This is a genomic window from Paraburkholderia agricolaris (assembly GCF_009455635.1).
GTDB lineage: Bacteria > Pseudomonadota > Gammaproteobacteria > Burkholderiales > Burkholderiaceae > Paraburkholderia > Paraburkholderia agricolaris.
In genome coordinates this window covers 2,308,669-2,330,254 of the sequence record NZ_QPER01000001.1, presented here as the reverse complement: position 1 = coordinate 2,330,254, position 21,586 = coordinate 2,308,669, and the positions used below count along the sequence as shown (strand labels likewise).

Annotated in this window: 16 protein-coding genes; 9 read left to right on the top strand and 7 right to left on the bottom strand. The window is 60.4% G+C overall.

Annotated elements, in window-relative coordinates; all coding sequences use genetic code 11:
* Window positions 1-117 precede the first annotated feature (117 nt).
* The 4 genes from aldA (at window position 118) to GH665_RS10465 (ending at window position 5,954) form a co-directional block, all read left to right on the top strand.
* Entirely contained in the window at window positions 118-1,542 is a 1,425-nt protein-coding gene (gene aldA / locus GH665_RS10480; protein WP_153135808.1) for an aldehyde dehydrogenase, read from the top strand.
* Between the two features lie 150 nt (window positions 1,543-1,692).
* A complete protein-coding gene (locus GH665_RS10475; RefSeq protein WP_153135807.1) occupies window positions 1,693-3,012 on the top strand; it encodes an MFS transporter in 1,320 nt (439 codons plus the stop codon).
* Window positions 3,013-4,230 (top strand): mandelate racemase/muconate lactonizing enzyme family protein, encoded by a 1,218-nt coding sequence (locus tag GH665_RS10470; protein WP_153135806.1) that lies wholly within the window; start codon window positions 3,013-3,015, stop codon window positions 4,228-4,230. It begins immediately after the preceding gene.
* Window positions 4,231-4,292: 62 nt separating this feature from the next.
* Window positions 4,293-5,954, top strand: a complete 1,662-nt coding sequence (locus GH665_RS10465; protein WP_153135805.1) for a GMC family oxidoreductase — start codon at window positions 4,293-4,295, stop codon at window positions 5,952-5,954.
* A gap of 150 nt (window positions 5,955-6,104) precedes the next feature.
* Here GH665_RS10465 and GH665_RS10460 read toward each other — a convergent pair whose 3' ends face one another.
* Window positions 6,105-7,040 carry a LysR substrate-binding domain-containing protein gene (locus tag GH665_RS10460; protein ID WP_153135804.1) on the bottom strand — a complete coding sequence of 312 codons (936 nt, stop codon included), beginning with the start codon at window positions 7,038-7,040 and terminating at the stop codon, window positions 6,105-6,107.
* 293 nt (window positions 7,041-7,333) lie between these two features.
* Between GH665_RS10460 and GH665_RS10455 the strand changes: the two genes are divergently transcribed.
* Window positions 7,334-8,464: an IS481 family transposase gene (locus tag GH665_RS10455; RefSeq protein ID WP_153134442.1), complete on the top strand. Its 1,131-nt coding sequence runs from the start codon at window positions 7,334-7,336 to the stop codon at window positions 8,462-8,464.
* A gap of 861 nt (window positions 8,465-9,325) precedes the next feature.
* On the opposite strand, the gene styD is transcribed toward GH665_RS10455, so the two are convergent.
* The 3 genes from styD to GH665_RS10440 all read right to left on the bottom strand — a co-directional run bounded on the left by styD (window position 9,326) and on the right by GH665_RS10440 (window position 14,226).
* Window positions 9,326-10,804 carry a phenylacetaldehyde dehydrogenase StyD gene (styD, locus tag GH665_RS10450; protein ID WP_153135803.1) on the bottom strand — a complete coding sequence of 493 codons (1,479 nt, stop codon included), beginning with the start codon at window positions 10,802-10,804 and terminating at the stop codon, window positions 9,326-9,328.
* Between the two features lie 205 nt (window positions 10,805-11,009).
* Window positions 11,010-12,044 (bottom strand): hypothetical protein, encoded by a 1,035-nt coding sequence (locus GH665_RS10445; protein ID WP_153135802.1) that lies wholly within the window; start codon window positions 12,042-12,044, stop codon window positions 11,010-11,012.
* A 196-nt stretch (window positions 12,045-12,240) separates the two neighbouring features.
* Entirely contained in the window at window positions 12,241-14,226 is a 1,986-nt protein-coding gene (locus tag GH665_RS10440) for a primary-amine oxidase (protein WP_153135801.1), read from the bottom strand.
* 200 nt (window positions 14,227-14,426) lie between these two features.
* Between GH665_RS10440 and GH665_RS10435 the strand changes: the two genes are divergently transcribed.
* From GH665_RS10435 to GH665_RS10425, 3 genes are all read left to right on the top strand, one after another.
* Entirely contained in the window at window positions 14,427-15,425 is a 999-nt protein-coding gene (locus GH665_RS10435; protein ID WP_153135800.1) for an AraC family transcriptional regulator, read from the top strand.
* Window positions 15,426-15,716: 291 nt separating this feature from the next.
* Window positions 15,717-17,168, top strand: a complete 1,452-nt coding sequence (locus GH665_RS10430; RefSeq protein WP_153135799.1) for an APC family permease — start codon at window positions 15,717-15,719, stop codon at window positions 17,166-17,168.
* Window positions 17,169-17,313: 145 nt separating this feature from the next.
* Window positions 17,314-18,528: a porin gene (locus GH665_RS10425; RefSeq protein WP_153135798.1), complete on the top strand. Its 1,215-nt coding sequence runs from the start codon at window positions 17,314-17,316 to the stop codon at window positions 18,526-18,528.
* A gap of 7 nt (window positions 18,529-18,535) precedes the next feature.
* On the opposite strand, the gene GH665_RS10420 is transcribed toward GH665_RS10425, so the two are convergent.
* Window positions 18,536-18,901 carry a hypothetical protein gene (locus GH665_RS10420; protein WP_028198761.1) on the bottom strand — a complete coding sequence of 122 codons (366 nt, stop codon included), beginning with the start codon at window positions 18,899-18,901 and terminating at the stop codon, window positions 18,536-18,538.
* Between the two features lie 174 nt (window positions 18,902-19,075).
* Complete coding sequence (tam, locus tag GH665_RS10415) at window positions 19,076-19,852, bottom strand: trans-aconitate 2-methyltransferase (protein ID WP_153135797.1); 777 nt, start codon at window positions 19,850-19,852, stop codon at window positions 19,076-19,078.
* A gap of 155 nt (window positions 19,853-20,007) precedes the next feature.
* Between tam and GH665_RS10410 the strand changes: the two genes are divergently transcribed.
* Window positions 20,008-20,904: a LysR family transcriptional regulator gene (locus GH665_RS10410; protein WP_153135796.1), complete on the top strand. Its 897-nt coding sequence runs from the start codon at window positions 20,008-20,010 to the stop codon at window positions 20,902-20,904.
* 14 nt (window positions 20,905-20,918) lie between these two features.
* Here the strand turns inward: GH665_RS10410 and GH665_RS10405 are convergent, their stop codons facing one another.
* Window positions 20,919-21,566 (bottom strand): GntR family transcriptional regulator, encoded by a 648-nt coding sequence (locus tag GH665_RS10405; protein WP_153135795.1) that lies wholly within the window; start codon window positions 21,564-21,566, stop codon window positions 20,919-20,921.
* Between the last annotated feature and the right edge of the window lie 20 nt (window positions 21,567-21,586).

Here is a 21,586-nt window from a genome sequence, read left to right as displayed (position 1 = left end):
CGAATTATTCGCTTGTGGCGCATCAAACAGCGGACAAAAATTCCGTTCATGCACCTTTGGCATGAAGGCAATAGCTGAAGGCAATGCACCACCGCACCAGCTTTGTCAGGAGACGACATGCGACTCGACCGGAATTTTGCTAACGGCTGCTTTATCGACGCAGCAAGCGACGAGCGTATCGCCGTCACCAACCCTGCTACCGGAGCCGTGATTGCTCACGTCACGGGCGCCACCCGCGACGAAGCGATCGCCGCGGTCGACGCTGCCGCCGCTGCGCAAAAGGGCTGGCGCAAGCTGCCTTCGGCCGAGCGCGCGGTCTATCTGCACAAGCTTGCCGATGCGCTTACCGAATGCGCGCCCGCCATCGGCGCGGCGCTTGCGCTTGAGTCGGGCAAGAGCGTGGCCGATGCCACCAATGAGGCGATCTACGCCGGCCAGATCACGCGCTACCACGCCGAGTGGGCGCGCCGCATCGAAGGCGAGGTGATTCCGAGCGACACGCCCGACGAAAACCTCGTGTTGCATCGCGAACCGATCGGCGTGGTCGCGTGCCTGATCCCGTTCAATTACCCGGTCTATACGTTCATGCGCAAGGTGGCGCCCGCGCTGATTGCCGGCAATACCGTGGTGGTGCGTCCGAGCAACAACACGCCGACCTCGGCGTTCGAGATCGCGAGAGCGGTGGAGAAGGCCGGGTTGCCGGCCGGCGTCGTGAACATTCTCGCAATGAATCACGCAACCGCCGAGGCGCTCTGCACGCATCCCAAGGTCGGCATGATCACGCTGACGGGCAGCGTGGGCGCCGGCCGCAAGGTGCTCGACTACTGCAAGGCGAATATCGCCAAGCCCTCGCTCGAACTGGGCGGCAAGACACCCGCCATCATTGAAGCGGATGCCGATCTCGAGAAGGCCGCACGCGATCTGGTTGCATCCAAAACCACTCACTGCGGGCAGCTTTGCACGGCGATCGAACGCGTCTATGTGCAGGAAAGCGTTCATGACCGTTTCGTCGCGCTGCTGAAAAAACATATGAGCGCGGTGGAAAGCGGCGATCGCAGCGAACAGCCTTCGCTGATGGGGCCACTCGTCAACGACGCGTCGCGCCAGTCGATTCACGGCATGGTGGAGCGCGCAATTGCGGCGGGCGCCACGCTCGAAACCGGCGGCAGGCTGCCGCAAGGCAAGGGCTTTTTCTATCCGGCCACGTTGCTGTCGAATTGCCGGCAGGACATGGAAATCATCCAGGAAGAAACCTTCGGTCCGATCATGCCGGTCGTTAAATACCGCACGCTGGACGAAGCGCTGGAGATGGCCAACGACCACCAGTTTGGTTTGTCCTCGGTGCTTTATACCGAGAACTACCGCAGCGCGATGAAGATCGCCAACGGCATCGAGGCTGGCGAGTTGTATGTGAATCGCACGCCGGCCGATCCGTATCAAGGTTTCCACGCAGGCTGGAAACGCTCGGGTCTCGGCGGCGACGACGGCAAGCACGGCATGCTCGAATTCACGCAGACCCGTCTCGTGGTCATGAAGTACTGACGCAGATATTGACGCAAAAACGGCGCGTGCCGCGCGATTCGGAGTAGTCGGCACGCGTTGCCCTAAAACCCGCATAAACGCAGCAAACCGCTGCACTCATAAAAATATTTGGAGACCCGGCCCGGCGCTGTGTCTCCCAGGAGCGCTCACGTGTCATCTCAACCCGTTCAAACCACTGCCTCGCTCGCGTTAAGCGACGAAGCCGCATTGGAAAGCAATAAGGCGCAACGCTATATCCAGCTCATGCTGCTGGTGCTGGCGGCCGGTGCGATTTACCCGATTCTGTATCTTCGGCAGGTTTATCAGCCGACCATGCTTGAAGTGTTTCACATCACCGATAGTCAGCTTGGCTATCTGTATTCGATGCTCGGCACCATCTTTCTGCTGAGCTACCTGCCGAGCGGCTGGCTTGCCGACCGCATCGCACCACGTCTGTTGATCTGCTTTTCGCTGATCGCAACCGGCGTGCTCGGCTTGTGGTATTCCACCGCGCCGTCGTTCAATGTGCTGATGCTGATCTTCGGCGGCTGGGGTCTGTCGACCGGTTTGACGTTCTGGGCCGCGGTTATCAAGCGCGTGACGATGATCGCCGGCACGCACGAGCAGGGCCGCTTCTTCGGTTTGCTCGACGGTGGGCGCGGTTTGATCGAAGCAATGCTCGCGACCATTGCGATCACGCTGTTCGCGTGGTTCACGCAGACCAAAGGCGAGCCGGTGACGGCCGGCTTCAGGCTGGTCGTCTATATGTACGCCTTTTTATGCATCGCGCTCGGCGTGGTGCTCGCACTGGTCAAAGATCCGCAAGGCACAAAAGACGCCGCCGCCAACCGCGCCACGCGCAAACGCAGCAACGTGCTGGTCGATCTGAAAACGCTCGCATCGATTCCCGAGTTGTGGCTGGTCGCCGCCATCGTGTTCTGCGGTTATCAGGTGTTCTGGGCCACCTACAGCTTCTCCGCGTATCTGCATGAAGGCGAGATCGGTTTGACCGTGGTGATGGCCGGCACGATCACGACGCTCAAGTTATGGATGCGGCCGATTGGCGGGATTGGCGGCGGCTTTCTCGGCGACCGTTATTCGAAAGTCTCGGTGCTGGTGATCGCACTGTTCCTGGCGGCGCTGTCGCTGCTAGGCCTGATGGCGGCGCCGCGTATCTCGAGCCATGTGCTGCTGGTGTTCCTTGTGTTGTTCATCGGCATTCTGACTTACGCGATTCGCGGGCTGTACTGGTCGCTGCTGGATCGCTGCAATATCCCGGTCGAAACGATGGGCCTCGCCATTGGCCTGATCTCCGTGCTCGGCTATTCGCCCGATGTGTTCCTGCCGCTGATCAACGGCTATCTGACACAGAACTTCCCGGGTGTCTTCGGTTATCAGCTTTACTTCGGCTATGTGGCCGGAATGGCGGCGCTCGGCGGCTTTGCCGGCCTGGCGCTGAGAAACATGCTTAGCAAAAAAGGGGTTGCGTAAATGAAAGTCGTCTCGCTCGAAACGCATATCGTCGCCGTACCGCCGCCGCACGTGGGCGGCATGTACTGGATCTTCGTCAAGCTCAAGACCGATTGCGGTATTGAAGGCGTCGGCGAAATCTATTCCGCGACGTTTCATCCGAAGGCGATGACCCACATCATCGACGATGTATTCGGCCGCTACCTGCTCGATCAGGATCCGCACCATATCGAACGGCTCTGGCGTGAGGCGTATTCGAGCGGTTTCACGCAACGCCCCGATCTGACGATGATGGGCGTGGTGAGCGGGCTGGAAATGGCGTGCTGGGACATTATCGGCAAGGCGGCCAACAAGCCTGTGTACGAACTGCTCGGTGGCATGGTGAATCAGCGCCTGCGCTCATACACGTACCTGTATCCGAAGAACAGCAAAGGCGAATACGACTACGACGATCCCGATCTCGCCGCCGAATGCGCCGTTGAAAATGTGAAGCGTGGTTTTACCGCGGTGAAGTTCGATCCGGCGGGGCCGTATACGGCTTACTCGGGGCATCAACTATCGATGGAAGTGCTCGACCGTTGCGAACTATTCTGCCGCCGTGTGCGTGAAGCGGTCGGCAGCAAGGCCGATCTGCTGTTCGGCACGCATGGGCAGATGGTGCCGTCGTCAGCCATCCGGCTGGCCAAACGCCTCGAGAAATACGATCCGCTGTGGTTCGAAGAACCTGTGCCGCCGGGGCAGGAGGGTGCCATGGCGCAAGTCGCCCAGCACACGAGTATTCCGATTGCCGCGGGCGAGCGCCTGACCACCAAGTATGAGTTCTTCAAGCTGCTCGAAGCGGGTGCGGCGTCGATTCTGCAACTGAACGTGGCGCGTGTGGGCGGTCTGCTCGAAGCGAAGAAAGTCGCGGCGATCGCCGAGGTGTATTACGCGCAGATCGCACCGCATCTGTACAACGGGCCGATCGGCGCCGCCGCCAGCATTCAGCTCGCGGCCTGCACGCCGAACTTCCTGATTCAGGAAAGCATCGGCACATGGGACGGTTTCCACGCCGCGGTGTTGAAGAAACCGATTCAATGGGAAGACGGCTACATCATTCCTTCACAGGAACCGGGCCTGGGGGTGGAGTTGAACATGGACGTGATCCGGCAGCACACGCCGTATACCGGCGAGCGTCTGCATCTGCAAATGGCGGCTCGTCCCGCCGACGTGAAAGACCTCGCGCCGGCCAAGGGTTGAGTCTGTCGGATTCATCTGTTTTACGCATTCAATGGATTGGGCGCCGTGTGGCGACATAGAGCATGAACTACGATTACATCATCGTCGGCGCGGGTTCGGCGGGCTGCATTCTGGCTAATCGCCTGTCGGCGTCGGGCCAATATTCGGTCTTGCTGCTCGAGGCGGGCGGCAAGGACAGCTCGTTCTGGTTCAGGATCCCGGTGGGTTTCACCAAGACGTACTACAACGAAACCTATAACTGGATGTACTACAGCGAGCCCGAAAAGGAACTCGACAACCGCCCGATCTATTGTCCGCGCGGCAAAGTGCAGGGCGGCTCCGGTTCGATCAACGCGATGATCTACGTGCGCGGCCAACCGCACGATTTCGACGACTGGGCCGCGGCAGGCAACCCGGGCTGGGCGTTTCACGATGTGCTGCCGTATTTCCGCAAGCTCGAATCGCATCCGCTCGGCAACACCGAGTATCACGGCGCGGACGGCCCGATCCGTATCTCGCCGATGAAAGATGCCGTTCATCCGATCTGCCATGTGTTCCTGAAAGGCTGCGATCAGGCCGGCTACAAACGCAGCGACGACTTCAACGGCGCGCGATTCGAAGGCGCGGGCATCTATGACGTGAGTACGCGCAACGGTCAGCGTTCATCGAGCAGCTTCGAGTACCTGCATCCCGTGCTGACGCGCAAGAACCTGACGGTCGAACGTGACACGTTGGCGAACCGCGTGCTGTTCGACGGCAACCAGCGGGCAATCGGCGTGAGCGTGACGCAGAACGGCGCTACGCGGCAATTCATGGCGAACCGTGAGGTGATCCTGGCGGCGGGCGCGGTCGATTCGCCCAAGTTGCTGCAACTCTCGGGCGTAGGCGACAGTGCATTGCTCGCGAAGCATCGCATCGCGATGGTCAAGGAGCTGCCCGCTGTCGGGCAGAATCTGCAGGACCACCTGTGCGTGAGCTTCTACTATCGTGCGAACGTGAAAACGCTCAACGACGAGATGCGTCCCCTGCTTGGCAAGCTCAAGCTTGGTCTGCAGTATCTGCTGACGCGCAAGGGGCCGCTCGCGATGAGCGTGAACCAGTCGGGCGGCTTCTTCAAGGGCAACGACCAGGAGGCGCAGCCTAACCTGCAGTTGTACTTCAATCCGCTGTCGTACCGGATTCCGAAAAGCAGCACGGCGAGCCTCAAGCCCGAACCGTATTCGGGCTTCCTGCTGGCATTCAATCCGTGCCGGCCCACGAGTCGCGGATCGATCGAGATCGCGTCGAACCGTGCCGAAGACGCCGCGAAAATCCGCATCAACGCGCTGACCACGGAGAAGGATATTGACGAAGTGATTCAGGGCTGCGAACTGGTGCGCAAGGTGATGGCATCGCCGGCGTTGAAAGAGATCACCGTTGAGGAAATTTCGCCGGGACCGCAGGTGAATACGCGTGAAGGTTTCCTGCAGTATTTCCGCGAGCAATCCGGTTCGATCTATCACCTGTGCGGTTCGTGTGCGATGGGTGACGATCCGCATACTTCGGTGGTTGATGCGCGTTTGCGGGTGCACGGCGTTGCCGGCTTGCGGGTGGTCGATGCGTCGATCTTCCCGAACATCACGTCGGGCAACATCAATGCGCCCACCATGATGGTGGCGGAGAAGGGCGCCGAGATGATTCTCATGGACGCCGCCGTCGAAACCGCCTTTGAACCCAAGGCCGTGGAGTTGGCAGCGGCTGCCTGACGGGTTGGAAATCACCGCCGGTGGTGTAAAGAAAAACGCGCCGATTGCCTCGCATCGGCGCGTTTTTTTCATTATGCAAGGGCCACACAGGCGTGGCGCAGACTGACGGGGGTCGCCCGAGCTCGCATACTCAGACGAGTTGCACTCGCATCAACTCGCTGCGCCTGACTGTGCCGATTCCGACGAATGGAGCGCACGTTCGGTCAGCCAGATCTCCTGCTGCAACCAGTCGCGAAACAGTGCGACGTGCGGCAGTTCGTCCTGTTCTGCACGCGTAACGAGCCAATAGGATTGATGTCCGTCGACGTGCACGTTCAGCACCTGTACGAGTTGGCCTTCCGCGAGTTCACGGCCGATCATATGACGATCGGCGATGGTCACGCCGAGCCCGTCGATAGCGGCCCGGATTGCGTGATCGAGCAGATCGAATTCGTAGCCGCCGCGGGTGTCGACGTTTTCGATGCCGGCGGCTTTCAGCCAGTGCTGCCAGGTCAGATAGCGCTGATCGGCGCTTGCGAGCACGTGCAGCAGCGTGAACTGATTCAGATCGATGGCCGCGCGGCCTGCCTGGCGCGCCAGCAATGCGGGCGCGCAGACGGCGATGTGCCGTTCGTTCATCAACAGGCGGTTGTCGACGCCTTCCCATTCGCCGTTGCCGAAGCGGATGGCGCAGTCGAGGACGCCCGATTCGGCGAGATTGTCGTCGAGACGGGTCGACAGGCTGAGTTCCAGATGCGGATGCGCGTCACGCAGACGTCCGAGACGCGGCATTAGCCAGCGGCTCGTGAAGGTGGGTGGCGCGTTGATGCGCAGGCGGTTGCGGTGGGTTTTTTCCTGCAGGCTGCGGACGGTGAGTTCGATCCGGTCGAATGATTGTTGCAGTGCTTGCAGGAGGATGCGGCCGGCGGCCGAGAGTTCCAGGTGGTGATGGTGACGCTGGAGCAGGGTCTCGCCGAGTTGGGCTTCAAGTTGCCGGACTTGCCGGCTGACTGCGCTTTGTGTGACGTTTAGTAGTTCCGCTGCGCGGGTGAAACTGCCCGTGCGGCCGGCGACTTCGAAGGCTTTTAGCGCGTTTAGCGCGGGCATTTTGCGTTTCAAGATCGGGGGCCGGTTGGCGGGTGGGCGCTGGCGCGCGGGTGGGGTGGTATTTTACTGTGTTACACACGGGGGGAGTTGCCTGGTCGGCGGTTTTGTTGGTGATCTGGTTTTTTGGCCTTTGGCCTTTGGCCTTTCCTTGCTGTGTTAGTGGTCTATTAGCGTTGCCCCTGTGCGGGGCGGCACTTACTTTCTTTGCCGCCGTGTATAGACCGGAGACATAGCTGACAGGTGTGCGGGGACATGGTTGACACTTCCGGGTACTAAAACACCCGGTCCCGACCATGCCCTGGAACGCAAGAGACACTATGAGCCTCCGACAGGAATTTGTTCATCTGGCCAGTCAGGACACGCTGACGATGACCGAGCTGTGCCAGCGCTTTAACATCAGCCGGCAGACCGGCTACAAATGGCTCCATCGCGGCGAGCATGCGCTGGCAGATCAATCCCGACGCCCGCTCAGCAGTCCGTCGAAGACCCCCACTGCGATGGAGCAGGAAGTGGTACGGCTGCGCCAGGCCCATCCGCGCTGGGGCGGCCGCAAGATCAGCCGGCGCCTGCGTGATCTGGGCCTTGAGGCGGTGCCGCAGCCCAGCACCGTGACCGACATCCTGCACCGGCACAACCTGATCCTGCCGGCCGATTCAGCGATGAGCCAACCCTGGAAGCGCTTTGAGCACGAGCAGCCTAACGTACTCTGGCAGATGGACTTCAAGGGGCACTTTGAGACCCTCGGGAAGGAGCGCTGCAGCCCCCTGACGGTACTCGACGACCACTCGCGCTTCAGCATCCTGCTGCGCGCCTGTGGACCCACCGACACCGCTACCGTGCAGACAGGATTACGGGAGGCGTTTGGACACTATGGCCTGCCGTTACGCATCAATACCGATAACGGCTCGCCGTGGGGTTCGCCTGGCAGTCCGGGGCAACTCACCGAACTGGCCGTCTGGCTGATCCGGCTGGGTATCCGCATCAGTTACAGCCGGCCTTACCACCCGCAGACCAACGGCAAGGACGAGCGGTTTCACCGTACGCTGAAGGCTGAAGTACTGAACGGACGAAGCTTCGCTACCCAGCAGCACGTGCAACAGGAACTGGACCGCTGGCGCACCGTATATAACTGCGAGCGCCCGCATGAGGCGATCGGCATGGACACGCCCATCAGCCGTTACCGGCCGAGCCCCCGGGCGTATCCATCGATCCTGCCGGAGCCGGAGTACGGCCCGGATGACGTGGTGCTGCTGGTTAAATCGGATGGCCGGCTACGCTTTGAAGGACGGCACCTCAAGGTCTCGAATGCACTTTATGGACTGCCGGTTGCGGCACGCGCAAAGCCGGGCGAAGACGGCGTATTTGAATTCTGGTTTGCCCATCACCGCATCCTCACCCTTGACCTGAGGAGCGACAATCACTGACCATAAAGTGTCAATGATGTCTCCGCACGTTTGTCAACCATGTCTCCGGTCTATACACCGCCGCAAAGAAAGATGAGCAAAGAAAGCGGCTTCACACCGCAAGCCCATAAGCGGGTCCCACGCACAGCCGCGGTAGTGGTGCATCTGGAATCCGTGACCTCGCACACTTCGCACTGTTGACAAAGCGCTCATCAGCTCCCACTCCGCACTGTGTGCGTCGCGGACGGGTCTGCAAGGGAAACCAGCGGGTTTGCTTCGTGCAGCGGGAGCCCTCGGCTTCGCCTCGGCGAGGTGTTCCCGCTCTGGTTTGCTACCCCCCCACTTCAAAGGAAATGTCTGTGCGTCGCTTTCGCTTTCGCTTTTGCTGTGCGATCGCTACCGCGGTTGTGTTTGCAGCAGCGAGGCAATGGCGAGTCCGGGACGGGGACAAACGGAGGGTGAGGCTGCGGCCCGGTGGCATCGATGCAACGGCGAGCCGCGAACCGGGCCACCCGCGGGAGCAAAAAACTCGCGGGTGGTGTGATGAACTGGGCGTCGGCGCGCGCAGCGCCGCCGGAGGTATGACTGCCTTGTCACTGGCGCCGAATGTGCGAGGCGACAGATTCCAGATGCACCACTACCGTGGCTGCGCGGGGGACCCGCTTAAGAATTAGCGGTGTGAGCCGCTTTCTCTTGCCTACTTCTCTTTGCGGCGGCAAAGAGAAGTAGGTGCCGCCCCGCACAGGGGCAACGCTAATAGACCACTAACAAATCAAGGCAAGGCCAAAAGGCCCAAAGACCAACAACAGAACAGACCACTACCACTGCATGGCAACGCCAAAAATCCAGACCAACAAAACCGCCAACCAGGCAAAACCCACATCAGTAAGCAATACAAACAGACTTACATTCCGTATAGGAATCAACAATAACCTTCCCATGTTCACGTCCGATCCCGGACGCCTTAAACCCGCCGAACGGCATAGCCGGATCAACCATATTATGAGTGTTGACCCAAACCGTCCCAGCCTCGATCCCATCGACAAGCCGCAGTGCTTTATCGAGTTGATTCGTCCACACACTCGCCCCAAGCCCATACTCTGACGCGTTGGCCAGAGTCAAAACCTCATCGATATCGTCATAAGGCATCGCCACCAACACCGGTCCGAATACCTCCTCCCTGACAACGGTAAGCGGCTTGCAAGCGCGATTGGCAATAACCGTCGGCCGGACAAAAAAACCATCCGCATCAACAGCCGCATCGCGCGACAGAATCTCACCACCTTCCTGTTTGCCCTGCGCAATCATCCCCATGACCTTGTCGCGGTGCCGGGCGGACACCATGGGCCCCATCTGCGTCGCCGCGTCGAAACCGGAACCCAATGCAATGCCGTCGGCTACCGCGGCAATGCCTTGCACGACTTCGTCGTAAATCGATCGTGCAACATACAGGCGAGAACCCGCAGTACAGACCTGTCCGTGGTTGAAGAAAATCGCGCCTGCCGCGCCTTCAATCGCTTTCTTCGGATCACAGTCGTCCAGCACGATCACCGGGCTCTTGCCGCCCAGTTCCAGCGATGCCCGCTTCAGATCGTCAGCGCATTGGCGGCCAATGATGCGGCCCACTTCGGTTGAACCGGTGAAAGTGACTTTGTTTACCAGTGGATGCCTGACCAGCGCCGCGCCAGCAGTCTCGCCGCGGCCCGTGACGACGTTGAATACGCCCGCTGGGAAGCCGGCTTCGTGAGCCAGTTCGGCCAGACGGATTGCCGTTAAAGGAGTTTCTTCGGCTGGTTTGAGCACGACGGTGCAGCCGCAGGCGAGCGCCGGAGCAATTTTCCAGACCGCCATCAGCAGCGGAAAATTCCAGGGGACGATTGCGGCGACAACGCCCGTCGGGACGCGTTTTGTCGAAGCGTTGTAGCGGGTGCCCGGCGGGAAGGGGATCGACAGGTCGAAAGTCGTACCCTCGATTTTAGTGGCCCAGCCAGCCATGTAACGCAACCACTGGACGCTGCCCGAGACTTCCAGCATCTTTGAGAATGCGATGAGTTTTCCCTGGTTCAGGGTCTCCAGGGTGGCTAGTTCGTCTGTATGCTGTTCTATCAGGTCGGCTAGTTTTAGTAGCAGATGCTCGCGAGTGGCTGGCGGCATTCTGCGCCAGGTGTTGGATTCGAAAGCTGCCTTCGAAGTTTTGACCGCGTGGTCGATGTCGGTTTCTGAAGCGTCTGGGATCTGGGCTAGTTCTTCTCCTGTGGCTGGGTTGTAGATGGGGAAGGTTTTGCCTGCGGCGCTGGGGGTCTTTTCACCGTTGATGAACATGGTGGTGGGAAGCTGCGCTGTGCTTTTTTGGTCGGGCATTTTGTGGTGTCTCCTGTGGGGTTTGAGTTACGGTTTTTTTTTGCGGCTTGCTTGGGGTGTTGTTCTTTCGTTGATCTGGCTCGTTGGCCTTTCCTTGCTTTGTTAGTGGTTTATTAGCGTTCCCCCTGTGCGGGGGGGCACCTACTTTTCTTTGCCTGCCGCAAAGAAAAGTAGGCAAAAGAAAGCGGCTTCACACCGCTAACTCTTAAGCGGGTCCCCCGCGCAGCCACGGTAGTGGTGCATCTGGAATCTGTGTTCTCGCACATTTCGCCTCAGTGACAAGGCAGTCATACTTCCCGACTTGCACTTCGTGCTCGGCGGATAGGTTTGCCCCTGCGGTGCGGTGGCCTAAGTACTCGTGCAGTGGCCACCGTCCGGTCGCTAGTGTTACGGCGCATACCAGGTTCGCTATCGCGCCCGATACATACAGCATCGTGAATCCGTCACCGAAAAAATAGGGCGTCGTCGACAACGTTGCGCCCAATATCATGCCAACGTGATGTGCCGCGCCAGGGCAGCCAGCGTTCATCACTCTGTTCGATTTGCTACGTGGCTTCATAAGCGCGGGAATCGTCAGGCAGTCCAGAATCACAAATACTCTTGCCGCGAGCAGGGCCGCGGTGGGAGCGTCTGCGGCTGCAAGCGCTGCAATTAACGTCGCACGTAACACGTACAACGCAATCAACATCCGATTGTTGCTGCCGGATCGGTCAGCGATGAACGACAACGCACAAACAGCAACCAGCGAAAGTGCGATCTGCCACATCGGTTGCAGGCTGCCCACGCCGCAAATTGCAACCAGCTGAAAACGCGCAAGCATGCCGCTCGATAAGCCCGCAAGCAATGCAAGCAACACCACCGCACCGGTCGCGTGGATGGATTCGGGCGATTGGGCCGTGCTTCTAATCGTGTGCCGATTTCGATCGGCATCTTCTGATGGCGCAGCCCGTGCGCCGACGAAATGCCGCCGGCAACGCAGCAATACGCCACCCACCATCGCAAACATCGCCGCTATTGCAGTGGGATGCTCCAGCTTGCCCACATATGGTGGCACGACGCTCATTGCACTCATTGCAGCAATCAGCGTCACCGCCGTTGCAAACGTGGTGTGCGCTCTGGCGATCCGTGACATCAATAACGGCACGATCGTCATCGTTGCCAAAGCCAGCGCGCTCATCCATATCGCGCTGGCTCGTTGACCAAGGCTGGCCTGCATCACCAGTGTCGCGACGCCACTCATGAGCAACACACAGGCTGCGCCACTCACGCTCGTCACTAGCCCGCGTGTGTGGTTTCTCAAGCTCGCAATCGGCCTGCGTGCCGCCTCTCCCATGCTCGCCGTCAGCACGTGTGTGGCGTCCGCCGCAATCGCGGTACGCACGCATGCCGCGTCGGCTATGCGTGCAGCCGCAGCTCGCGCGCGGCGCGTGGTCGGTTCAGTGCTTGCAGCAGCCATGATCCGCGGACTTGCCGTCTTCAACGCTGTTCTGGTCACGCTCGGACGGTAAGTCCATCGTCGGGTTGGCAGAGAAGAAGTTGTTCGGCTTGAGCATGAACCCGGCGTACTCCACCGGCATCACCGGAAAGTCCTCGGGTTTGCACACGTGGGTGTGTCCGAAGCTGTGCCACAAGACAATGTCTTCGTTCTCAATGTTGCGATTCGCTTGGATGTAACGCGGCAAGCCATCACCGCCGGCATGCTGGTTCGGATAGTCACCGCTCGCGTAGCGCTCGGCCGGGTCGAACGGTGTGACCCACACATGACGCGTAGCAAAGCCGCCGCGTTGGCGAACCTTGGAGCGTTCGTCCGCCAGCATGAGCGGGGAGTCGTTCACGATCAGCTTGTAGCCGGGATTGGCGCCGACGGCGTTCTTCACGTTCGGATTGGTCACCTTCCAGTAACGTCCAGTACCGCCGTTCGCCACGCGCGCGGCTTCGCTTTCGGTTTGGAATACGCGCTTCGTAGTGTCGAAGACGTTGCCGTACGGATTCGTTTCGCCCATCGGACGCGGCACGAATTCGTGCTCAGTCACGCTGTTGCGCTCGCCGTCCACCATCATGTGCATGCGCGCATTGAAGAAGTGCTGATGGGTCGGGCCGCCGAGGTTTTCGGTAATCATGCCGCCCCACGGATACGCGTCGCCGTCGGCCACGGCCGAGGTTTGGACGATCCCGGTCAGCTTGCATTCGAGCTGGATCGTGCCGTCCTGATACAGGTACCAGTAGAAACCGTAATCGTAGTTGCCGACGGTCGCGAAGAAGGAGATCACAAGGCGTCGCGAGCGGCGCATTTCGAACACGCCGGTGCGGAACTCATAGTGCTTCCACAGGGTGCCGTAATCCTCTTCGTGCATGCACACGGCGTTCTTCATCAGGAACGCATTGCCGAAATCGTCGGCGGACGGGATGTCGAAATAGCGGATCGTGCCGAGACAATCGCAACCGAGTTCAAGCTGGTTCGCCAGTTTGCCAAGGCCGTACTCGCCGGCATCGAACGCGCTTTTCCAGTAGTGGTTCGTGCTCGGGTCGGAGTAGGGCACGCACATCTCCGTCACGCTCGCACGGTAGATGATCGGGCGTGCATTCTTGCCGTCGTCCCACGACAGTTGATGCAGCACTAGCCCCTCGCGCGGCGTGAAGCCGACCCGGAAATTCCAGTTCTGCCAGCTCACGTGCCAGCCGTCGATCTTGAAGCTCGGACCCTCGGGCTGGCTGATCGACAGCGGCTTGAGCGTGCTGCGCGGCTCGCCGAGGCTCGGCGTGTCGTAGTTGTGCTTCGCGCGTGGAATCGGAATGATGCGGCCGTCGTCCACCAGTTCGATCACTCTCTTCTCAAGCAGATCGACCACCGCCACCACGCCCTCGATTGGATGCGCGTAGCCGTTATCGGTCACGCTCTCGCGGTAGTAACTCACGCAACGCACAAGGCGCCGGCCATTCTCGTTCTCGCGGTCGAAGCAGCCGGCGGAAAACGGATCCACCTGCACGTTCTCCAGATCCTTCTCGGTCAGACCGCGCTTCAATACTGCAACGCGCCATGCGGCGTCGTTCTTGACGATCTGCTCGGCGTTCATGAAGTCTTCGATCATGATCGGCGGCTGGCCGTAAGGCGCCCGATCGCACGGCAGCGCGTTGCGCGAGGCGACTCTTTTTTCTCTCAGGTCCACGTTGTATTCGATGGTCGTACCGTTCGTGCGGTCGATTGCCAGAACGAACGCCGTGCGCGAGAAGTACTCGCCTGCCTTGAATGCGACCACTTCGGCCTTTGGCGGCTCGCGCAACTCGACCATCGGAAAGCGAACCTGCGCGTCGAGTTTTTCGGCGGCCTTCACGAGATCGCAGGCAAGCTGCATTTCGTCCGGACTCAGCGGATCGAGCGGATGAACGGGCGAGTGAGCGGCTTTCGTGGCATTCGTATTCATAAGGTTCCCGTAAGGATTGTGCTGGACCGGACCGCAGTCCCGCGCAGATGAGCCGAGCGCGGCGAACGCTGAGTCGATGGCAAATCGTAGGAACTCAATATTATTTTCGCGCTTGCTTATCGCGCCAAATGAACGATAAAGTGCGCCAGGTGCAATGACACAGCAGCACATCAGCGAAGACTTGAGAGGAGACGCTCGGCATGAAAAAAGTCACGCTCAACGGCAGTTTCCCGATGATCCGCGCTGCGGTAATGGGACCAGTTGTGCGCGCACTCGATGCATCAGGCGCCAATTGCGACGCGCTGCTCGAAGCGTTCGGCATGAGCCGCAAGCTCCTGTCGAACCCCTATGAAATTCTGCCGCTCACCCGCTATGTGGCGGCCTTCGAACGCGCGGCCGAGGTACTCGGCGAACCGTTGCTCGGCTTGCGTCTCGGCAGCGAATTGCAACTGACGGAGCTCGGGCCGGCGGGCCTCGTGTTTCTTTCGTCACCAACCTTGAACGCGGCGATGCGCAAGTTCTCACTCGCCCTCGCGTCATGGCAGAACACCACGACCTGCGAGTTGCTGCGCGATGGCGAATGGCCGGTATGGACCTATCAGATCGCCAATCCGCAGATATGGCCGCGCCGGCAGGATGCGGAGTACAGCTTGTCGACGATGTGCCATATGATCCGCGCCGTACGCGGCGCGGCGTGGAATCCGGTCGAAGTGCATTTCGAACATGCCACACCCGCCGACCTCAAGCCGTATGCACGCATTTTCCGCGTACCCGTGCGCTTCCAACAGCCTTTCAATGGCGTGATCCTGCGCCCGCAAGATCTCGATGCGCCGCTCAAGAGCGCCGACACGCAAATGGCGCGCATGATGGAGCGCCATGCCACGGATCTGATTGCGCGCGATGCGATGCCTCACAGCATCGTCGAGCAGGTGCGCGATCTGGTCACGCGGCGGCTTGCCCATGAAAAACTGATCGTTGCGGACATCGCGAAAGATCTTGGCCTCTCCCATCGCTCGTTGCAGCGGCATCTGGCCGAGGCGGGGACCTCCGTACGGCAAATCGTGCGCGAGGAACGGCAGCGCAGTGTGGAAGGACTGCTTGAGCGTGACGGGCTGACTAATGCGGCGATCGCTCGCGCCGTGGGTTATGCCGATGCGACAGTTTTGTGGCGCGCCACGCGCAACTGGAAGAAACAATAAACGCTCGTGATACTAAAAATTTCTTTCACTCTGAAAGCAGGAGGGCGCGCAATCGTCACACGAAAAATAACTTCAACATCCTAAGTATTTGCTGCGAACCGCGGTGCCCGCCAGGCGCGCGCATTGGCGCAAATTATCGAAAAAATGGCGCAGTTCGCGAAGACGTTTTATTTTTTAGCTACCTACCATGCGCTCACACCGAAGCATCGAATGTCGGTCAACCGAGCGTCTGGACCAGCATGTCCCGGGTTTAGGCGAATTCCAGACTAGCCAACAAAAACAGAGGCAGCCATGAATGAACCCTACTCTCCGACCCGTCTGATCGACGCGGAGAATCCCGTGGAACTGAAGGGCAATACGCTGGGCTTGTGGCAGATCGTGTTCCTCGTAATCTCCGCAGCCGCGCCGCTGACCGGCATGCTCGGCGCGGTGCCGCCCGCGATCAGTCTGGGCAACGGCGCGGGCATTCCAGGCGCGTTCGTGATTGCCGGCGTGGTGCTGCTGATTTTCAGCGTGGGATTTGCGTCGATGAGTCGCCACGTGGTGCGCGCCGGCGCGTTTTACGCTTACATCACGGCCGGACTCGGACGGCCGCTGGGCATGGCCGGCGCACTCGTCGCGCTGATGTCGTACACCTTTATCCAGATCGCGCTGTACGGGCTGTTTGGATTCTTCTGCACGGTGATTCTCTCTCCGCTGCTGCACACCGCGATGCCCTGGTACGGCTACTCGCTGATCTGCGTGGCCGTGGTGCAATTCACCGGCATTCGCGGCATCGATCTGAATAGCCGGCTGCTAGGCGTGCTGATGTGTCTCGAACTCGGCATTCTGTTGCTGCTAGCGATTGCAATTGTGGTGCACGGCGGTGGCCCGAACGGCCTCACGCTCGCGCCGTTCACGCCGGAACATGTGTTCAGCGGCCACCTCGGCATCGCAGTGATGTTCGCCTTCGCGTCGTTTATCGGTTTTGAAGCGACGGCAATTTACGGTAAGGAGTGTCGCGATCCGAAAGTGACTGTGCCGCGCGCGACGTATGTGTCGGTCATGCTGATCCTCGTTTTCTTCGCTTTCGTCACGTGGACGATTGTTTGCGCGTACGGACTGAATGACGTGGTCGCGGTCGCGACGAAGCAACCGGGCGACTTCTGGTTCATACAATCCGGCAAGTACCTGGGCGGTGCGGTGACGACTGTGATGAGCTTCCTGTTGCTCAGCAGTATCTTCGCGAGTCTGCTGTCGTTCCATAACACGCTGGTGCGTTATATCCATGCGCTTAGCCTGGAGGGGATCCTGCCGCAAGCGCTCAACCGGGTGCACGAAAAATACCGCTCACCGTATGTGGCGAGCTATCTGCAAACACTCTCCGTGTGCGTTCTGCTCGGGATCTTCATCGCGGCCGGCAGCGATGCGTTTAACATCGTATTCAGCTGGAGTTCGGCGCTCGGCACGATCGGTATCGTGATGCTGCAAGCGGTGACGAGTTTTTCTGTTATCGCGTTCTTCCGTAAGACGCGTAAGGACACGCGCATATGGCACTCGTTTGTTGCGCCTCTGGTGGGCGGCATTGGCCTGCTGTATATCGGCGTGATTCTGGTGCGCAATCTCGACGCGCTCAGCGGCTCCGATAGCCCGATCGTCAAATCCTTCCCCTGGATCGTATTCGCCGTGGCGCTCGTCGGCGTCATGATCGGTCTCATCTTGCGTAAGAAGCGGCCGGATATCTACGCACGCTTCGGGCAGTAATCGAAGGGCGCGCCAGGTACCCAGCGCGCGCCACCTCCTTACGTTCCAACGATCGACTGCTGCTGTTCATTCCCGAACGGCAGCGGAGCGGTGTCGTTCGTCCCGTTGTTCTTGCTGATTTCACCACTTAACTTTCGACAGAGATATGGCAGACAAATTCGTCAAGCGCTCGGCGCTTGCGCTGGCCACGTGCGGCCTCGCGATGGGCGCCCATGCGCAATCTTCGGTGACGCTCTATGGCACGGTCGACGCCGGCGTCGTCTACACGACCAACCAGCAGACGACGCTCGCCAACGGCAGCACCAACGGCCACGCGAATTACCAGTTGGCGGGCGGCAATCTGGTGCCGTCGCGTTGGGGTTTGACAGGCGCCGAGGAAATCGGCGGCGGCACCACGGTGAACTTCACGTTGGAGAACAGTTTTCTGATCGGCAGCGGCACGATGCTGCAATCGAATACGCTATTCAACCGCAACGCGTGGGTCGGTTTAAACAACGCCAACTACGGCGCGCTGACAGTCGGCCGTCAATACGATCCGTTCTCCGACTACATGGGCGCGTACGCGTCAAGCAATAACTGGGCGACGCTATACGGCTCGCATTTCGGCGACGTCGACAATCTCAACGAGGCGTTCAACTTCAACAACTCGATCAAGTACATCAGCCCGAGCTTCGGTGGTTTGACGGTTGGCGGGCTGTTCAGCCTTGGGGGCGTGGCAGGGAATTTTTCGCAGAACAAGGGCTGGTCGCTGGCGGCGAATTACGCGCAGGGGCCGTTGTCGTTGAGCGCGGGGTATCTGGAGCTGAACCAGCCGTTGCAGGCGGCCTTAGGCGGCACTGCCGGGTATATCGGCGATTTCAGTTGCTCGAATGCCGATGCACAGTATTGTCTGCTGCAGCAGGCGAGCAAGGTGAGGATATTCGGAGCAGGGGGTTCGTATGCGTTCGGCAAGGCGAGCGTGGCGCTCAGCTACACGCACACGCGGCTGTCGCAGAGCCAGTATTTCGCGAGTGCGGCGCGACCCGACGGGGCGGATATCGCGTTCGACATTGCCGAGTTGAACACGACGTATATGCTCGCGCCGGATCTGCAGCTTGGTCTGGCGTATATCTTCAACGATGCCAAACCGAGTGGCGGTGCCTCAACGCGCGTGCATCAGATCAACCTGGGGGCGGTGTACAGCTTGTCGAAGCGGACAGCGGTCTATGCGGTCGCGATCGGGCAGAAATCATCCGGCGCCGGCCTCGCGATCGATCCGGCGACAGGGCAGACTGAAAATCTGGCGCAGATTTCGAATATCGTCAACTCGGACACGGATAAGCAACTCTCCGTGATCGTCGGCATACGGCACAATTTCTAGTCTGCCGTTAATCGGCCAGGCGCTTGTCCGCAAGGGCGCTCTGGCAATCCGCCAGCACCTGCTTCACCAGCCGCGCCTGGGGATCGAGTTCGTCCGTATCGAGAATTTCCTCGACGGCGTCCCGCGCCCAATCGGCCTCGACAAATTTCGCGTGCCGCCGCGCAATCTCCAGCGCGGTGGCCGACAGTCTGGCGATGCTCAACCAGTCCGCTTCCCGGGACCGGTGGTCGAGCCACTTATGGGCGGCCTGCACGTGAAACGCCGCGTCAGGCCAGTCCTCATTCAGGTAATAAGCGCCGAGGCAACCGCAGGTGAGCCAGCACAACAGCTCCAAACGGTCCCGTGGACTCAGATGATGGCGTACATCACTCATGGCGACGCTCGCTGCTGTAAATTGCGTTCCGGTAAGGACGGCAAGCCGTCCTCCGCTTCCGTTACACAATATCACGCAGAATTCACGAGCGGCAATGCCTGACTGACCCTGGCGGCTCCGGCACCACAAACAGCATGCGGCGGCAGTTGCCAGCCGGCCGCCGTCCCGGCCGCGTCAGCGCGTCGCGACGATGAACAGCCGCGGGAACGGCAGCAGCACGGTGCCGTCGGCGAGCGCCGGATAAGCCTTTGCGATCGCATCCCGGTAGCGTGCCAGGAAGACCCCTTTCTCGCGGTCGTCGAGCTCGGCCAGGAACGGCCGCAGCGCGCTGCCCTTGAACCATTCGACCACCGCGTCCGCGCCGCCTGCGAGCGGGTGATGGTAGACGGTGCGCCACACGTCGACCCGCTCGCACAGCGGCTTGAGCAGCCCGTAGTACCAGTCGGCGCCATAGCGCATGGTGCGTTCCACGCCCTTGAGTTTGTGAGCCCATGGGCCGTCCGCCGCGATTTCGCGCAGCAGGCGGTGCGCCGGTTCGTCGAGGTTGTCCGGCATCTGCACGGCCAGGCTGCCGCCCGGTGCAAGTTTCTTCACCAGCGACGCAAACAGCGGCTCGTGATCGGGCACCCACTGCAGCACGGCATTCGCCAGAATCAGGTCGTACGGACCCGGCGCATCCCACGTCGCAATGTCGCTCACGTCGAACTGGAATTGCGGCAGGCGTTTGCGGGCTGCCTCGATCATGTCCGGGGAACTGTCCATGCCGCTGACCGTCGCGCCGGGCAGGCGGGCCGCCAGCGCTTCGGTGGAGTTGCCGGGACCGCAGCCGATGTCGACCGCGACCCGCACGGCCGTTGCCGGGACCGCCGCCAGCAGATCCCTGACCGGGCGCGTACGCTCGTTTTCGAACAACATGTACTGTTTTGCCGCCCAATCCGTCGATGAAGTCATCTTTCCCTCCGTTGCCCTGCCATCCTGGCCACCAAGCCATGTTCGCCGACATCCGTTCACCGCGTGCGATGCCGACCCGATCCAATCCGCTCATTCTGTGCGGTGGCGAAGGCGGAGTAAAATGAATTTATCATTCCTATTCCTTCATTTTTCTAATGAAAATCGACACGCTAGGCGTCCAGGCGTTCGTTGCGATTGCAGATCGCGGCAGCTTTCAAGGCGCGGCTGATTCGCTGCACGTCACGCAAACGGCCATTACCCAACGCCTGCGTAAGCTCGAAGCGTTTCTCGGCGTCACGCTGATCGAGCGGACCACCCGTTCCATGGCGCTGACGGAAATAGGGCGCAGTTTTTTGCCGCAGGCACGCCGTTTATTGGGCGAGCTTGCCGATGCGCTGGTGGAGATTCGCGAGACGGGCGTGGCCCGTCGCGGCGACGTGTCGATTGCCTGTGTGCCGACCGTGGGCGTGCAGTATCTGCCGCGCATTCTGCAGGCGTATGCGGCGCGTCATCCGCATAACCGCATCAAGATTCTCGATCACGCGTCCTCCGCGGTGGAGGCGGCGGTGTTGCGCCGCGAGGTGGAGTTCGGCATCAATATCGCCGGCGAGCATCATCCGGATCTCGCCAGTGTGCCGTTGACGGAAGACCGCTACGTGCTGATTTGCCATGAAGATCACCCGCTGGCAAAACGGCGGCGCATCGCGTGGCCGCAATTGCAGCCCTATCCGCTGATCTTTGCCGGCGAGGTTAGCGGCAATCGCGCCTTGCTCGATGTTGCGCTAGAGAAAAGCGAGCTGTCGCTGCGCTCTTTCTATGAAGTGCAACGCAGCTCGACGGCGGTCGGCCTGGTCGCTCAGGGAGTGGGGGCGGCCGTGGTGCCGGCGCTCGCCATCCAGAAGGGTGCGTATCCGACGGTTCGCACCATCGAGCTTACGCATCCGGTGGTCTCGCGCACGCTGGTTCTCGTGGCGCGCAAGACGGCTCATTTATCGCCGGCGGCACAGGCGCTGTACGACATGATTCTTGAACAGGCGACGTTGAAGGCCTGATGTAAGCGCGATCCTCACAGACACTGTGCCCGCAAACAACGCGCCGCATGACTCAGATCGTGTTCGATCGCACGCCGCACGCCCGCTGCGTCGCGCGCCTTCGCGGCGTTCAGCAATTCGTCGTGCGCATCGTTGAGTGTGCCGGCAAACTGCGCATCGCCAAATAGCAGGTTCGAAATCGGCCCGACCTGCAGCCACACCGTTTCGATCAACTCGAGTAGAAGCGGTGAACCGGCCGCGCGGTACAGAATCAGATGGAACGCTTCGTTGGCGTCGAGATAACCCTTGGCGTCCGTAGTCCGCAGAGCCCGTTCCATTGCATCGTTCAACTTTTCCAGCGTGTCCAGATCGCGCGCGCTGAGATGCGGCGTGCCCAGTTCGGCGGCCTGGCCTTCGAGAATCAGGCGCACGCGCAGCACGTCGTCGAATTGTTCTTTCGATAGGCGTGGCACCGTCACGCCGCAATTGGGCACGTTCACCAGCGCCGATTCGGCCGCGAGGCGCTGCAACGCGGAGCGCACCGGCATCTCGCCCACGCCGAGTTCGGCGGCGACGTGACGGATCTTGATGCGCTCGCCCGGCACGAAGCGCCCGATCGTCAGCCATTGCCGCAGCGTTTCGTAGGTCTGGTCCTGCAGCGTGTGATGGCGCGAAGTTTTCATAAAGCTCGAAATAGAAGCCG